The sequence below is a fragment of the Streptomyces sp. NPDC027189 genome, from assembly GCF_055566975.1.
Genome location: NZ_JBVHRI010000039.1, coordinates 34,033 through 48,779 on the forward strand (window position 1 = coordinate 34,033; position 14,747 = coordinate 48,779).

General features: G+C 70.0%; 14 protein-coding genes and 1 pseudogene. 5 read left to right on the forward strand and 10 right to left on the reverse strand.

Translation table 11 applies throughout. The features are described from left to right. Positions 1 to 327 precede the first annotated feature (327 nt). Positions 328 to 2,478, forward strand: coding sequence for a condensation domain-containing protein (locus ACZ4RZ_RS45895; protein ID WP_467753522.1), 2,151 nt, complete (start codon positions 328 to 330; stop codon positions 2,476 to 2,478). Position 2,479: 1 nt separating this feature from the next. On the opposite strand, the gene ACZ4RZ_RS45900 is transcribed toward ACZ4RZ_RS45895, so the two are convergent. Next, on the reverse strand, positions 2,480 to 3,709 hold the full coding sequence (locus tag ACZ4RZ_RS45900; protein ID WP_467753523.1) for an RNA-guided endonuclease InsQ/TnpB family protein: 1,230 nt from the start codon (positions 3,707 to 3,709) through the stop codon (positions 2,480 to 2,482). Between the two features lie 194 nt (positions 3,710 to 3,903). Between ACZ4RZ_RS45900 and ACZ4RZ_RS45905 the strand changes: the two are divergent. Continuing rightward, positions 3,904 to 4,086, forward strand: a pseudogene (locus ACZ4RZ_RS45905) (phosphopantetheine-binding protein); the annotation flags it as partial. Positions 4,087 to 4,383: 297 nt separating this feature from the next. On the opposite strand, the gene ACZ4RZ_RS45910 reads toward ACZ4RZ_RS45905, so the two are convergent. The 4 genes from ACZ4RZ_RS45910 to ACZ4RZ_RS45925 all read right to left on the reverse strand — a co-directional run bounded on the left by ACZ4RZ_RS45910 (position 4,384) and on the right by ACZ4RZ_RS45925 (position 6,530). Beyond that, positions 4,384 to 4,857 (reverse strand): iron chaperone, encoded by a 474-nt coding sequence (locus tag ACZ4RZ_RS45910; RefSeq protein WP_467753524.1) that lies wholly within the window; start codon positions 4,855 to 4,857, stop codon positions 4,384 to 4,386. 84 nt (positions 4,858 to 4,941) lie between these two features. After that, positions 4,942 to 5,574, reverse strand: a complete 633-nt coding sequence (locus ACZ4RZ_RS45915; RefSeq protein WP_467753525.1) for a glyoxalase — start codon at positions 5,572 to 5,574, stop codon at positions 4,942 to 4,944. 5 nt (positions 5,575 to 5,579) lie between these two features. Continuing rightward, positions 5,580 to 6,044 (reverse strand): helix-turn-helix transcriptional regulator, encoded by a 465-nt coding sequence (locus ACZ4RZ_RS45920; protein WP_467753526.1) that lies wholly within the window; start codon positions 6,042 to 6,044, stop codon positions 5,580 to 5,582. Positions 6,045 to 6,122: 78 nt separating this feature from the next. Beyond that, positions 6,123 to 6,530: a VOC family protein gene (locus ACZ4RZ_RS45925; RefSeq protein WP_467753527.1), complete on the reverse strand. Its 408-nt coding sequence runs from the start codon at positions 6,528 to 6,530 to the stop codon at positions 6,123 to 6,125. 202 nt (positions 6,531 to 6,732) lie between these two features. Here ACZ4RZ_RS45925 and ACZ4RZ_RS45930 point away from each other — a divergent pair, with 202 nt between their 5' ends. Continuing rightward, entirely contained in the window at positions 6,733 to 7,593 is an 861-nt protein-coding gene (locus ACZ4RZ_RS45930) for a helix-turn-helix domain-containing protein (protein ID WP_467753528.1), read from the forward strand. Here the strand turns inward: ACZ4RZ_RS45930 and ACZ4RZ_RS45935 are convergent. From ACZ4RZ_RS45935 to ACZ4RZ_RS45945, 3 genes are all read right to left on the reverse strand, one after another. Further along, positions 7,582 to 8,787, reverse strand: coding sequence for a nuclease (locus ACZ4RZ_RS45935; protein ID WP_467753529.1), 1,206 nt, complete (start codon positions 8,785 to 8,787; stop codon positions 7,582 to 7,584). The genes ACZ4RZ_RS45930 and ACZ4RZ_RS45935 overlap by 12 nt on opposite strands. 144 nt (positions 8,788 to 8,931) lie before the next feature. After that, positions 8,932 to 9,759, reverse strand: coding sequence for an ABC transporter permease (locus ACZ4RZ_RS45940; protein ID WP_467753530.1), 828 nt, complete (start codon positions 9,757 to 9,759; stop codon positions 8,932 to 8,934). Then, entirely contained in the window at positions 9,756 to 10,682 is a 927-nt protein-coding gene (locus tag ACZ4RZ_RS45945; protein WP_467753531.1) for an ABC transporter ATP-binding protein, read from the reverse strand. Before ACZ4RZ_RS45945 ends, ACZ4RZ_RS45940 begins: the two co-directional genes overlap by 4 nt. Positions 10,683 to 10,912: 230 nt before the next feature. Between ACZ4RZ_RS45945 and ACZ4RZ_RS45950 the strand changes: the two genes are divergently transcribed. Next, positions 10,913 to 11,656 carry a gamma-glutamyl-gamma-aminobutyrate hydrolase family protein gene (locus tag ACZ4RZ_RS45950; protein ID WP_467753532.1) on the forward strand — a complete coding sequence of 248 codons (744 nt, stop codon included), beginning with the start codon at positions 10,913 to 10,915 and terminating at the stop codon, positions 11,654 to 11,656. Positions 11,657 to 11,741: 85 nt separating this feature from the next. Next, on the forward strand, positions 11,742 to 12,248 hold the full coding sequence (locus tag ACZ4RZ_RS45955; RefSeq protein WP_467753533.1) for a carboxymuconolactone decarboxylase family protein: 507 nt from the start codon (positions 11,742 to 11,744) through the stop codon (positions 12,246 to 12,248). A 68-nt stretch (positions 12,249 to 12,316) separates the two neighbouring features. On the opposite strand, the gene ACZ4RZ_RS45960 is transcribed toward ACZ4RZ_RS45955, so the two are convergent. Both ACZ4RZ_RS45960 and rfbB read right to left on the reverse strand, forming a co-directional pair. Beyond that, positions 12,317 to 13,705: an NDP-hexose 2,3-dehydratase family protein gene (locus tag ACZ4RZ_RS45960; RefSeq protein WP_467753534.1), complete on the reverse strand. Its 1,389-nt coding sequence runs from the start codon at positions 13,703 to 13,705 to the stop codon at positions 12,317 to 12,319. Then, entirely contained in the window at positions 13,702 to 14,682 is a 981-nt protein-coding gene (gene rfbB / locus ACZ4RZ_RS45965; RefSeq protein ID WP_467753535.1) for a dTDP-glucose 4,6-dehydratase, read from the reverse strand. The genes ACZ4RZ_RS45960 and rfbB overlap by 4 nt, the downstream gene beginning before the upstream one ends. Positions 14,683 to 14,747 lie beyond the last annotated feature (65 nt).

Here is a 14,747-nt window from a genome sequence, read left to right on the forward strand (position 1 = left end):
GCACCGCCGTCCTGGGCCGGCACGTGCTCGCCGCTCTCGGCACGGCTCCGGTGCCGCACCGCTTCTGCGGCGGCCCCCGGCGGACTGCGCCGACTACGGCTGTCCTGCTCCGTGTTGACCGCACACGACAGCAGGGTCGGTCCGGACCGCCTCGCGGCCCCCATCGAGGCCCGCTCGGGCCACAGCTGACCGCCGCGCGCCGCATCAGCCGCACGTCAGCGACGTGTCGGCGGCGCGCACCACACTCGTGCCCGGACGGTGGCGACCACCGAGCCGAGGTGTGCCCGGATGAACCCAAGCCTCGGATTCCGACCCAGGAGACACCCGATGACCAAGTTCCAGCCCCCAAGCGCGCCGCCCGCCGCGACCGCCGGTCCAGGGACGGACGAGGCGGGCACCGTACCCCTGACAAAGGAGCAGCTGGGACTGCTGCGCCGGCACCGGGCCGACCCCCACAACTCGCCCAACGTGCCGCTCGCCATCGACCTGCGTGGCCCGCTGGACGACGGCGACCTGGACAGCGCCCTGGCCCGTCTCGTCACCCGCCACCCGCTGCTGTCCGCGCGGGTGCGCGACGGTGCGGATGGGCTGCCCTGCCTCGATGTCGACCCGGCCCGCGTCCCCCGCCTGGAGCGCCGCACCAGCGCCGTCTTTGGCCACGCGCCCACCCCGGCCCTGCTGGCCGAGGCCCGTCGGGAACTCGACCTGGAACGCGTCGGTGTGCTGCGCGCCGTGCTGATCGCCCACGGGCCCGAGCACCACACACTGCTGCTCGTCGTGCACCGCGTCGTCGTCGACGGCGAGTTGGCAGGCCTGCTCCTCGCCGACCTGCTCGGCGCCTGCGAGGACGGCGAGATCCCCGGTGCCGCTCCCAGCGGATTCGGCGCCCACGTCACCGCCCGCGCCCACCAGGCGGTTCAGGCCGCCGCCGACGCCGCCGACGCCGCCGGGGCGAACGGGCGCGAGCGGCTCGACGAAGCGCCCTGCGCCGCGCCGCAGACGCTGCCGCTCACACCCCAGCAGCACGCTCTGCTGCTGGACGCGCTGGCCCACCGCGGTACCGGCCGCTACGTGCAGCAGCTGTTCTGGCGCTGGCACGGCCCGCTGGACACCGACCGGTTCACCGCTGCCTGGCAGTCCGTCTTCGACTGCGAGACCGTGCTGCGGGCCGCGTTCGACTGGGACGAGGAGCCGTGCATCGTGGTGCACGACCAGGCCGCCGCCGAGGTGGTCCGCCATCCCACGGGCACCGTCGACTGGGACGAGGTGATCGAACGGGACCGGCTGCGCGGCTTCGACCTGCGCGTGCCGGGACTGCTGCGAGCCACCCTCGTGGACGACGCCGACGCCGCCGACGCCGGGCGGACTCCCTCGACCCGTGTCCTGATCACCTTCCACCACGTGCTCCTCGACGGCTGGAGCGTGTCCGTCCTGCTCCAGGAGTTCTACCGGGCCTACCTCGCCGCGGGCTCCCTGCCGGGCAGCGAACGGCGCCCCGACATCCGCGACTACGCACGCTGGCTGGCCGAGCAGGACACCGCTGCGGCGCGCGAGTTCTGGTCGGCGGCGGTGCCGTCCGCCGCGCCGGCGGTACGGCCGGCGCTTCCCGGCCCCGCGACCGGCCAGAGCGGCTGGGGCCGCGCGGAGGTCCGGCTCAGCCGTGCCGAGTGCGACCGGCTCCGGGCCTGGGCGGCCGCCTGCGCCGCCACCGAGTCCAGCGCGCTCCAGGCCGTGTGGGCGCTGCTGCTGTACAAAGCGGGCGGCGCCGAGGGGCCCGCCCCGGTCGGGTTCGGTGTCTTGGTGTCCGGCCGTGGCATTTCCCTCGACGCCGTGGAACGCCTCCCCGGGCTGCTGATGAACTCACTGCCCGTGATCATCCAGGTCGACCCCCGCCACACCGTGGCCCGGCTGCTGACCGAACTGCGTGACCAGGCGCTCGACATGGCCGCCTACGAGTGGGTGTCGACCGGACAGATCCACGAGTGGAGCGGACGCAGGGCCGACGAGAAACTCGTCGAGAGCCTGATCGTCTTCGAGAACTACCCGCGCTCCTCCCAGAGCCTGGAGTCCGCCCTCGCCGCACACGACATCCGCGTCGGGCTCCCGCAGGCCGCCGGGTTCCAGACCGCTTTCCCCATCACCCTGCTCGCCCACCCCGACGTGGACGGCAGCCTGGTCCTCACCGCCGTGCACGACCGCGGCCGGATCGCCGACGCCGATGCCGGCCGGCTGGTCGGCCAGTGCGCCCGGCTGCTGCGCGAACTTCCCGCCACGGCCGACGCGTTGACGACCGTCGCCGACATCGTCGCCGGTCTGCCGGAGGCGGACCTGCCGCGGATGCCGGACCGCGCCGAGCCCGTGGCCGATCCCGCCGGTGCCGACGTGACCTGGCCCGAAGGCCCTCAGACCCAGCTGTTGACTACTCCCCTCCCTGAAGGGAGGGGATTCTCTCCTTCAGGGCTGAGCGGGGATTCCTAGCTCACGCTGCCAGGCGGGGCAGCGCCCCTTCTGGACTTCCACGATCAGCACTAGCCGGGTCTAGACCTGCCCGGACCAGCATGACGCGGGCGGAGTTCTTGTCCCGAGGAGAGACGGCTCCGCACGCGGTGCAGGCGTAAGTTCGTTCTGAGAGAGGTAGTGCGTGCTTGGTTCTCGCTCCGCACTGCGCGCAGTCCATCGTGGTGTGCGCGGGGTGCACGAGGCGGACGTCCCGCCCGTGCTTGCGCCCCATCTCGATCAGCGCCGTCTTGGTGGCGCTGATGGCGGCATCGGCCGCTTTGCGGGCCATGGTGGTCTTGGCGAGGAACTTGGGCCGGAAGTCCTCCACCGCCAGGGCGTCATGGTCGCGGACAACCTTCTTGGCCCACTTGCGGGCGGTGTCCTGGCGTTGCCGGGCCACCTTCCTGTGCAGCTTCGCCGTCTGCGCCGTGGCCTTGCGGTAGCCCTTCGATCCGGCCTGACCCTTCGCGGGTTTGCGGCGGCCCATCATCCGCTGATACCGGGCCAGCTTCTGCGCGGCGGTCTTCCCGTGCTGGGCATGGGGAAGATCGTGTTCGTCGGATGTGGTGGTCGCGGTCTCCTTCACGCCCCAGTCGATGCCGATCACGCGCCCGGTTCCGGGCAGCGGTTCGCTCTCGGCCGGGACGACGAAGGAGGCGTACCACGCCCCGGTGCTGTCCTGGTACACGCGCACGCTGGACGGGTCGGCGGACAAGTTCCGCGACCACACAGGCGTCAGCACGATGCCCCCGGCCAGGTGCAGACGACCGTCTTTGAGGCGGAATCCGCGCCGGGTGTAGTTCAGGGTCAACAGCGCCTCGCGCTTCTTCTTCCAGCGCGGCATCCCGGCCCGCTGCCGCATCGGCAGCCGCTCACGGATGTCCTTTTGCGCCTTGGCCTTCGACTTCCCGAAGTCCCGTATCAACTGCTGCTGCACAACCGAGGAGCCCTCACACAGCCACGACGTACGCGTGCGGGCCTCGGTCAGCATCTTGTCGAGCTGCGCCGGACCGCACGTTTGCTTCCCGACGCCTGCGGGCCGGTTCTTGTTCCACAGGTGGGTCTGCTTCGACTTCGCGACGCATTCGTTCCACACCCACCGGCACCGGTCCCACTCACCCATCAAAGCCGTGCGAGCGGTGGACGACACCCGCAGCCGGAACGTCCACCGGGCATGCCCGGCGTCCTCCGTCCGCGCTCGCGTCGTCATGAACATCAACCTATCCGGGAGGACTGACAGTTGAGAACAATTGATCTTGGTGGGCTCGCTCACCCCATCGCGGAGTGGACGCCGTTTCGCCCTGGCGGCGAAACGACTACCTCTGCCCTGCTCCACAGGAGTCCGATTCCTCCCCGGCCTGAAGGGCGGGGCATCCTCGGAGGAACCCGGCGAAGGAGGCATGGCAGGCCGTCTTCGGCACCGAGGCCGTCGACCCCGGCGTCCACGTCTTCGAAGCGGGCGGCCACCCGTTCCTGGCGATGCGCCTGTTGCACGAACTCACTCTGCGCTGCGGACGCACGCTGCGCCTGGACGAACTCCTTGCCCACCCCCGGGCCGGCGAACTCGCCCACCTGCTCGCCCGGTAGGCGCAGGAGGCCGTCGACGACGCGCAGCCCGCCCACTGCTGTGCGGGACCGAGGCGCCGATCGGCATCCGATCGCTCTGCGCGGCTTCTGCGGTGGAGGCGTCGTTGTCGTCACCGTGCTGCCTGGGCGGCGATTGGTCTTCTCAGGCCCTACCCATTTCCGGCAGCCAACTCCGCGATGTCTGCCGGGAGTTCCCCCCACCCGCCACCGCAGAGGCAAGCCGCCCGTCGGCCGGTGGTCCGTCGGGCGGCTTGCGGGGCGGGCCGGTTGTCGCTGGGCTCACGAGGAGCGCCGTCCTCAGCCCACCGCTTTCTTGATGAGCGCGCTGATGCGCTTCTCGTCGGCGGCGGTCAGCTTCGTCAGGGCGTAGGCGGTCGGCCACATGGCGCCGTCATCGAGAGCCGCCTGATCGCTGAAGCCGAGCGTGGCGTACTTCGACTTGAACTTCTGCGCGCTCTGGAAGAAGCAGAGGACCTTGCCGTTCTTGGCATACGCGGGCATCCCGTACCAGAGCTTCGGCGTGAGGTCCGGAGCGCTGGCCTTGACGATGTCGTGGATCCGCTCGGCGAGGACGCGGTCCGCCTCCGGCATCTCGGCGATCTTCGCGAGTACCTCGCTCTCCGTGTCCGCCTTGGCCCCGCGCGGGCTGCGGCGCGCGGTTTTCAGCTCCTTGGCGCGCTCCTTCATCGCGTCGCGTTCCTCGGCCGTGAAGCCGTCGTGCTTCTCGGCGGCCGCGCTGGTGCTCTTGGCGGACTTCTGCGTGGGCGGCATGGCAGGTTTCCTCTCTTACAGGGCTTGATCGCGGCCATCTCGTGCGGGGAATCCGGACGCCGCGGCGTACGAGGGGCGGACGGGTCAGGACGAGGTGGGTGCCAGCGACGCGGCCTCCCAGGCGAATCCGTCGGGGTCGGTGAAGGGTCCGGCGGCGCTGCCGAGCACGAGCCGGTGCGATCCGCTGCCGTCGGCCGGAACGCCGACATCCTTGGCCAGGGCACGGCGCTTGTACAGCGCCAGCTTGACGGGACTCGACTCGTCAGCGGCGAACTCGACGTACTTGCCGCCGAAGCTCTTGGCCACGGCAAGGCCCTGGTCGACGTAGAACTGCTTGCTCGCCTTCACGTCCTCGGCTCCCAGCAGGAGCACGATCTCGTCGATCTCCCGGGTGGCCGGGCCGGTGTCCTTCTTCGCCGAGGTCGCGACCTTCCAGATCGTCCCGTCCGGGGCCTGTACGACGCCGCCGTAGCCCCAGAGCGACTTGGTGACCGGCTTCAGCGACGTGGCGCCGGCCTCGAGGGCGGCGTCGATGAAGCCGTTGACGGTGGCGGGCTGGGACACCGTGAGCGACAGCGTGAAGCCGCGGAAGCCGGTCGTCGGCGTCTCACTGGCCCGCAGGCGCACCTGTGAGCCCAGCCCGAAGGCGGTGGTGTAGAAGCGGTGGGCGGCCGTGGGGTCGGCCACCTCGAGGGTGAGGGATGCGATGGAAGTCATGACGATCACGCTAGTTGAGGCTCGCTCGCCGGGGCTTCTTCATTCCTGCTCGATCCCGTCGCCTGTTTCGTCACGTACCACGGCATCGGGGCCGCAGCGCCTGTTGCGCGGCGCTGGTAGGCGCTGGGCGACATGCCGACCAGCTCCGTGAAGCGGGTGCGGAAGGTGTCCGGCGACGGGCAGCCGACCGCGAGGCAGACCTCGGTGACGCTGAGGTCGCCGCGTCGCAGCAGTGCCATCGCACGCTCGATACGACGCGTCATCAGATAGGTGTAGGGCGACTCGTCGTAGGCGAGCCGGAACTGCCGGCTGAGGTGCCCGGCCGGCATGTTCGCGCCGCGGGCGAGCGCCTCGACGTTCAGCGGCTGTGCGTACTCCCGGTCGATCCGGTCGCGGACTTGGCGCAGTCGTGCGAGGTCGCGCAGGTGCTGCGCAGCGATCAGCGCACGCCTCCATGCGGGATGACACATGAGAGAACTCCTTTCATCCAACGTTCGGGAGAACCTCGGTACATGCGGGGGGAGCGGGCCGATCGATTGCCGAACGGCTCAGAGCTCTTGGATGCGGATCAGGTTGCCCGCGGGATCGCGGAAGGCGCAGTCGCGGATGCCGTAGGGCTGGACGATGGGCTCCTGGACGACCTCGGCGTCGGCGGCCTGCACCTTCTCGAAGGTGGCGTCGAGGTCCCGGGTGGCCAGCAGGATCCAGCCGTAGGTGCCCTTGGCCATCATCTCGACGATGGTGCGGCGCTCGCCCTCGGTGATCCCGGGGCCGGCGGCCGGCGGCGCCAGGAGGATGGACGTGCCGGGCTGATCGACGGGGCCGACCGTGATCCAGCGCATCTTGCCCTGTCCGACGTCGCTGCGGACCTCGAAGCCGAGGATGTCGCGGTAGAAGGCCAGGGCGGCGTCCGGGTCGTCCTGCGGGAGGGTGGCCGTATGAATGGTGAGGTCCATGGCCGTCACGCTAGCGGCGGCCCGGTGAACCAGGCTTCTCGATTCCTGATCGGTCCGGCCATCCGTCGCGCACCGCGCCACTGTGCCTGCCCACGCCGAGCCGGCTGCCCCGCCTCTGTGCCGGATTCCAAGCGTTACTCAAGCCAAGCGCGATGCTCGCGGGTCACGCTGCTGCGTGGATCGACACATAGTGAGGTGCATTATGGACAACGCAGTAGAAAGGGCGATCGAGTACATTCGGGAGCGTTACAGCGAGCCGCTGACTCTCACGGAGATCGCCGAAAGCGCTCTGCTCAGCCGGTTCTATTTCACGCGGGTATTCAAAGAGGAGACCGGGCTCACTCCCGGCAGATTTCTGGCCGCGGTCCGCATTCACGAGGCCAAGCGGCTGATAGAGAGCACCTCGATGAGCATCGCCGAGATATCCCTCGCGGTCGGATACAACAGCCTGGGTTCGTTCACCAGCTCCTTCACGGCCAGTGTCGGAGTGTCTCCCGGCCGGTTCCGCCGGCTGTCGTGGGGCGGCGGGGAGGGCCTGCCGGCACCGGAGCCGGGCTCGCGGTCGGGATTCGGCACGGTCGCGGGGACGATCAGCCTGCCGGAGGGCCACGGCAACGCACGCGTGTATCTGGGCGCCTTCGGCACGGCCGTTGTCCAGCATCCGTCTGTCGCCTCGGTCGTCGTCGACGTGCCCAGCGGCCGTCCGTCCTGCTACTCCCTGGAGAACGTCCCCGACGGGAGCTGGCACCTGCTCGCGGTGGCGGTGGCCGCCGGCATCGGGCCCGGTCCGCAGGCCCGGCGGACCTCGCTCGTCGGGGGGCACGGCTCGACGGCCGTGACCGTCACCGCCGACAGCATCACGAGCGCGGCGGTGCGGCTGCGCCCGGGGCGGCCGGTCGATCCGCCGGTCCTGCTCGCGTTGCCCGAGCTCGAACCCCCGGCCACCGTCATGGCCCACCCCGGGTGCGCCTCCGTCACCCCGGGTCCGGCTCCCGCGGGAGGGCGCCGGGCCGCGGGCCACCTCAGGGTGGCGTCCGCGGCACCGGTGCCGTCACGGTCGTGACCGCGGGGGATTACGGCACAGGTCCTGCCTGGTCTTCAGCCGCTCGGCGAGCAGGCTCCACTCCCTGCCGATGTGCTCGGCGATCGGGGCGATGACGCCGAGCCAGTGCGGCGGGACCGCGTCGACGAGCCCCCGCCAGTCTTCGCTGGGCTCGGTGGCGTGCAGCTGCATCCAACGCAGGAACTCCCGGCCGCCGGCGGTGTAGCGGATGGCGGGGTCGGCGGCCATCTTGGCCGCCACGGTCGCCCACGTGGGCGGTGTGTCGGTGTGGTTCCTGCGCTGCGGCGGCGCGGCGTCCACGCTGGGGGCCACCCGCAGCGGCACACGCGTGGCGCCGTCGGGAACCGCGTCGGCCGGCGGCGTCGCCTCGTCGGCCTGCCGCACCGACTGCACCGGCTGCAGGGACTGCAGGGGCCGGACGTGCTGCGGCCGCGCGGCGGTTGTCTGGCGCCCGTCGCGCTCGGGGCCCTCGCCGCGCCGCAGCCGCGCGCTCACGTCGTGGACCGTGCCCAGCGACACGTCGGTCTCCCTGGCGACCTGACGGAGCGGGGCGCCTGGATGGGCGGCGATGTACTCGGCGGCGCGCCGCCTGCCCTCGCCCGCGTCCACCGGACGCCGCCTTCCGTCCTGGCCGATGCGCTTGCCGTCGAGCGGCGTTCCGCTCGCCGACCGGTCGCGCAGCGACGCGATCGTCTTCGCGCTCAGGCCGGTGATCTGGGCGATGGCGCGGTCGGACCAGTCGGGATGGGAGGTCAGGACCCGCTGGGCTCCGGACACGCGGTCGGCCTTCGACAGCGGCAGTCCGTGCGAGCCGTTCGCCTTCATGGCGATGACGAGCGCCTCGGAGTTCGAGCAGTCGAGGAAGCGCGCCCTGATGGTGTCGTCGCCCCGGAGCCTGGCGGCCTCCAGCCGGTGCAGCCCGTCGATGACGCGACAGCCGTCCATCTGGACGAGAATGGGCGGCAGTTCCGCCGTGCCCGACGCGTCGACGAGAAGCTGGATGTGAGCGGCGTCCGTTCCGCCCTGGCGCAGGGACACTCCCGGTGACAACGCGGTGAGGGGGACATCGCGTGCCGGCAGTTTCTCGAAATTCTTCAGATCGAATTCGCTGCGGGTTGAAGAATCGATGCCCTCCATCCGGACGGGGCTGAATGCACTCGTTATCAAGACGGCTTGCGCGTTGCTCTGAGCCATTCCTGTTACTCCCTCTCTGCTGCCGCTGCCGATGAGCGTCGCAGGAGGGTCTTTAGCTGTAGTCGAGAGCAGGTCGACGTTCTCTGGAAACACGACGTCGCGGGCGTCCGCCGGATTGGCGGACGCCCGCGACGGGCGCGGAGGTCAGGCGTCCCTGCGCTGCAGCAGCACAGCCGCGATGACCAGCAGGACGGCCGTCCAGAGCGCGAGCACCCCAAGGCCCTGCCACGGCCCCAGCACGTCGCCCGCGCGGGAGTGCTGCTGGGTGATCAGGTACCCGGCCTCCGTGGGGAGGTAACCGTGGATGTGCTTGCCCACGCTGCCGGGCAGGAGCTTGGCCATCGGGGCGATCACCAGGACGAAGGCGATGACGCCGGTGATGCTCGCCGCCGTGTGCCGGATGATCGCGCCGATGGCGAGCGCGAACAGGCCGAGCAGGGACAGGTAGAGACCGCAGCCGACGACGGCTCGCAGGACGCCCGGGTCGCCGATCGCGACCGGCGCCTTGCTGTGCAGGATCGGCGCGCCGATGAAGAAGGAGGAGAACGCGGTCAGTTCGCCCACGGCCAGGACCAGCAGCCCGAAGACCGCGCCCTTGGCCGCCAGCACCGGCACCCGCTTGGGCACCGCGAGCAGGCTGGCACGGATCATGCCGGTGGAGTACTCGGAGGCGATGACCATCGTGCCCAGCACGCAGATCGCGAGCTGGCTGAGCAGGATGCCGCTGCCCAGGATGGTTCCGGTCGGATCGAGCCTCATGGCGGCCTGCTGGGACGCATCGCTCTTGTCCCAGTTCGCGACACCCATCTCCATGAACAGCACGGTGAAGACCAGGGTGAGCACGACCAGGATGGCGAGCGACCAGATCGTGGAGCGGACCGAGCGGATCTTGGTCCACTCGGAGAGCATCAGCCGCCCGAAGCTCGGCCTGTGCGATGCGGCTGCGCGTGCGGGGGCGGTCAGGGTGGTCACTTCACGCCTCCGGCGGTGGGCACGACGGCGTCGTACTCGACGGCGTCCTTGGTCAGTTCCATGAAGGCGTCCTCGAGCGATCCGCGTCGGGTCGAGAGCTCGTGCAGGATCAGGCCGCCGGCAGCGGCGATTTCGGCGATGCGCGGGGCCTCGAGCCCGGAGACGTCCAGGTCGCCCTCGTCGGTGTCGGTGACGGTGGCGCCCTCGGCCTTCAGCAGCCTGGCGAGCTGCGCCCCGTCGGGGGTCTTGACCAGGACGGACTGTTCGGTGCTGCGCTCGATGAACTCCTCGGTGGAGCAGTCGGCGACCAGCTGGCCGCGGCCGATGACGATGAGGTGGTCGGCGGTGACGGCCATTTCGTTCATCAGATGGCTCGAGACGAAGACGGTGCGGCCCTCCGCCGCGAGCGACTTCATCAGGTTCCGGATCCAGAGGATGCCCTCGGGGTCGAGACCGTTGACCGGTTCGTCCAGGACCAGCGCCGCGGGGTCGCCCAGCAGCGCGGCGGCGATACCGAGCCGCTGCCCCATGCCGAGCGAGAAGCCGCCCGCCCGCTTGCGGGCCACCGAAGCCAGGCCGACCCGCTCGATGACCTCCTCGACCCGGCGCTTGCTGAAGCCCTGGGTCTGGGCGAGGCAGAGCAGGTGGTCGTAGGCGCTGCGGCCGGTGTGGACGGCGCGCGCCTCCAGCAGCGCGCCGACCACCTGCATGGGCTGCGCCAGATCGCGATAGCGCACGCCGTTGACGGTGGCCTCGCCGGCGTCGGGCCGGTCGAGTCCCAGCAGCAGCCGCATCGTGGTGGACTTGCCTGCGCCGTTGGGGCCCAGGAAGCCGGTGACCCGGCCGGGCTCGACCGTGAACGACAGATCGTTCACGGCGGTCTTGTCGCCGTAGCGTTTCGTGAGGTTCTTGGCCTCGATCATGGTCACCTCGGTTGAATGGCCTGCGAGAGTTTCGCCGGGGAAAAAAATGCTCCCCACCCACCTGTGGTATCAGGAGTGCTATTCCGTTCAGTAGTCGCAGACCTGCCCGGTTCTGAACGATGGCCTCCGCTTCACGCCGTGGCTATTTTGGCAGCGATGACTGTCCGCGGAAGCGCTTGTTTCATCTGCTCACTTTCCTCAGTTGAACCCGGAAACCCATGAGGGTGGTCATGAATTCAGTCACGAACGATCCGGCGAACGCCGGGCGGCGGCCGGTGATCGGGATCTGCGCGCGGACCGCGCCGGTCACACTCCAGGGCAGCGACATGGTCGTCAGCCTCGCGCTCCAGTCGCACGTGGCCTTCCTGGCCGAGGCGGGCTGCACGCCCCTGCTGCTTCCGCTGCTGCCCGGCGCCGAAGACCTGGCCGGCCGGCTCGACGGCCTGCTGATTCCGGGCGGCCCCGATCTGGATCCGGCGCTGTACGGCGAGGACGCGCACCCGGCGACCCGGGCGATGAGCCCGGACGCCGACCGTGCCGAACTGGCGCTGGTCAGGGCGGCACTTGACGCCGCGTTACCCGTCCTGGCCATCTGCCGTGGCATGCAACTGCTCAACGTGCTGCACGGAGGCACCCTCCACCAGCACCTGTCGGACATCACGGGCCACGACGGCCACCGTCCGCGCACGCCGTCCTTCACGCTCGGCCGCCACCCGCTGAAGCTCCAGCCGGGCAGCCGGATCGCGCTCGTCCTCGACGAGGACGAGCCGGAAACGGCCTGCCATCACCACCAGGCCGTAGGCCGGCTCGGCGCCGGCCTCACCGTCACCGGATGGGCCGAGGACGGGATTGTCGAGGCCATCGAAGTCACCGATCACCCCTTCGCGATCGGTGTGCAATGGGAATCCGGGCAGACGGCCGACAAACGACTTCATCAAGCACTTGCTCAAGCCGCCGGACGCCCGAAGAATTAGCTGGCCGCCGAAATTCCGAAATCTTGAGAAAAGGCGACCCTGAGGGCAGACTGTTTTCCGATCCCAATTCGAAGGAGAATTACAGATGTCGCCGCGGATGCCTAACCCGTCGCTGGTAGTTCCCGATGTCCTGCCGCCCATGCGCGCGCTGGTCAAGGCCGTCAACAGTGTCGGCGTGCCGTTGCAGACGCTGGTGCTCATCCACCTGCGGGTGAGCCAGATCAACGGCCGTCCGGTTCAGATCCCCGTGAAGAAGCGCGAGTTCGAGGAGGCAGGGGAGGAGGACCACCGCCTCCCCCTGGTGGAGACCTGGCGGGAGCAGACCTGCTTCACCGACGCCGAGCGCTCCGTGCTGGCCCTGGCCGAGGCCGCGACGCGCATCAACGACCAGGAGGAACCGGTGTCGGACGAGGTCTGGGCCGAGGCCGCCAAGCACTTCGGCGAGCAGGAGCTCGGCGCCGTGGTCCTCCACATCGGTCTGGTCAACCTCTGGAACCGCGTCAATGTCGTCACCAAGCAGGAGCCGGTGGACTGGCGTATCAACCCCAACAAGTGGACCCCGATGACCACTCGGCTCGCCGAGGCCCAGTAGCCCCCTTTCGTTCTCAGGCCCTGTCCGGTGGGGAATCCACCGGACAGGGCCTTGTGTTGTTCCCGGACTCAGACGGACAGCGGGGTGCGGGCGGCCGCGCTGGTGTTGAGGACGGCGAGCAGGGTCCTGGCCTGCACGTTGACGTAGCGGCTGTGCCCGGCGAGCCAGTTCAGCTGGCCCGGGGTGGCCCAGTGGAATCCCGCGGGCGCCTGGGCGGGCGTCGTGGCCTCGTCGGTCTCGACGATCAGATAGCGGCTCTCGGCGTTGAGGAACCGGCCGCCCTCCTCGGAGTGGACCGCCGAGTAGCGGACGCGGTCGGGGGAGGCGTTCAGCATCAGATCGAGGAAGGGCGGGCGGTGCTCCGCCGGCAGATGGGCGTAGTTCGCCGGAGCGCACTGCACGGTCGGCGCGAGCTCGGCGGTGTCGAGGAAGCCGCCCTCGACGCGGGCGTGCACGAGGACGTGCGGGACGCCGTCGAACACGCGGTGGGCGAAGCCGACGATCCCGGCATCCACCGGCTCGATGATCGGCTGGGTCCAGCCGGCGACCTCACGGCCCGCGCCCTCGACGGACACCGCCACCACCCGGAAGAACCTGCCGTCGACCCGGCTGATGGAGTGCTCGTCGGCCTGCCACCCGCCGACCTCGCGCAGGGGCATGCGGCGGGTGCGGATGTCGTGACGGGCCCGTTCCCCCGTGAACCAGGCCAGCAGGGCGGCGTCGGAGGACAGCGCCCCGAGTTCGGCAGGGGCCGTCGGGGCGCTCGCCAGCACGGTGCGCGCGTCCATGTTCACGATGTTGTCCAGGCGCAGCAGCGCCACGATCTGTCCGAGGGTGAGCCAGCGGAACGCGTCGTCGACGGGTACGTCGCCGTCCACCTCGACGATCATGTTGCGGTTGCGCTTTTGGTAGAACCAGGCGCCGTGCTCGGATTGCAGGACGTCGGTGAGCACCCGGTCCCTGTCCGGGTCGAGGAAGTGTTCCAGGTACTTCACCTCCGCCCCGCCGTGGGCCTTCGTGTAGTTGCTGCGGGTGGCCTGCACGGTGGGGGAGAGCTGCACCAGGTTGGGGTTGCCGGGCTCCATCTTCGCCTGCATGAGGAAGTGCAGGACCCCGTCGAACTCCTTGGCCAGGATGCCGAGGATGCCGATTTCCGGCTGCACGATGATCGGCTGCTGCCACTCGGCCTCCGGCCGGACGACGTGCAGGCCCTCGATGGTGAAGAAGCGTCCGCTGCGGTGCCGCAGGTCGCCGCTCTGCGGCGCGAACGACCAGTGGTCGAGTTCGGCGAACGGGATCCGCCGGATCTGCGTCCCGCCGGACAGCCGGTGGAGGTCCAGCCAGCCCGGCACGTCGGACGTCGCGGTGTGGACGCCCTCGGCCGTCGCGGCGGACAGGGCCAGCCTTTCGGAGATCCCGGCCCGGGAACGCGGAACCAGTTGTGCCGGTGTGCTCATCGCCGGCCACCGCTCTCCTTGACCGGCTTCCACCACTGCGGGTTGTCCCGGTACCACGCGACGGTCTGTTCCAGACCCTTGTCGAACGGGGTCAGCGGCAGGTGGCCGAGTTCCCGCTCGATCTTGCTCTGGTCCAGGGCGTAGCGCCGGTCGTGGCCCTTGCGGTCGGTGATGTGCCGGATCATGTCCGGCTCCGCTCCGCACAGTGCGGCGAGCCGGTGGGCCAGTGCCAGGTTCGGCACGGCCGTGCCGGCGCCGATGTTGTAGGCCTCGCCCGCCCTGCCCCCGGTGAGGACCCGGTGCACGGCCCGGCAGTGGTCGTCCACGTGCAACCACTCGCGGATCTGCCCGCCGTCCCCGTAGACGGGGATGGGGCGTCCTTCGAGCAGATGGGTGACGGCGAGCGGGATGAACTTCTCGGGGTGCTGGTAGGGGCCGTAGTTGTTGGAGCAGCGGGTGACCGAGACGTTCAGCCGGTGTGTGCGGAAGTAGGCCAGGGCGATGAGGTCGGAGGCGGCCTTGGACGCGGCGTAGGGGGAGTTGGGCAAGAGGGGGGACTCCTCGGTCCAGACCCCCTCCTCGATGGAGCCGTACACCTCGTCCGTCGAGACGTGCACCACCCGCTCCACGCCGACGGCCAGGCAGGCCTCGAGCAGCGCCTGCGTGCCCTCCACATTGGTCCGCACGAACGCGGCGCCGCTCTCGATCGAACGGTCCACATGGCTCTCGGCCGCGAAGTGCACCACCGCGTCCTGACCGTCCAGCACGGTGCCCAGAAGTTCCCGGTCGAGGATGTTCCCCCGCACGAAGGCGAGCCGCGGGTGGGAGGCGGGGAGGTTCTCACGGTTTCCCGCGTACGTCAGCTGGTCCAGAACCGTGACGTGCGCGTCCTCGAAACCCGGATATCCCCCGTCGAGCATGGTCCGTATGTAATGCGAGCCGATAAATCCGGCTCCGCCGGTGACGAGGATTCTCATGAGACCACATCGCAGTCGGAATTCCACGCTCGAAGCATGTGCCTTTTCCCTTTTCGATGAGGGGG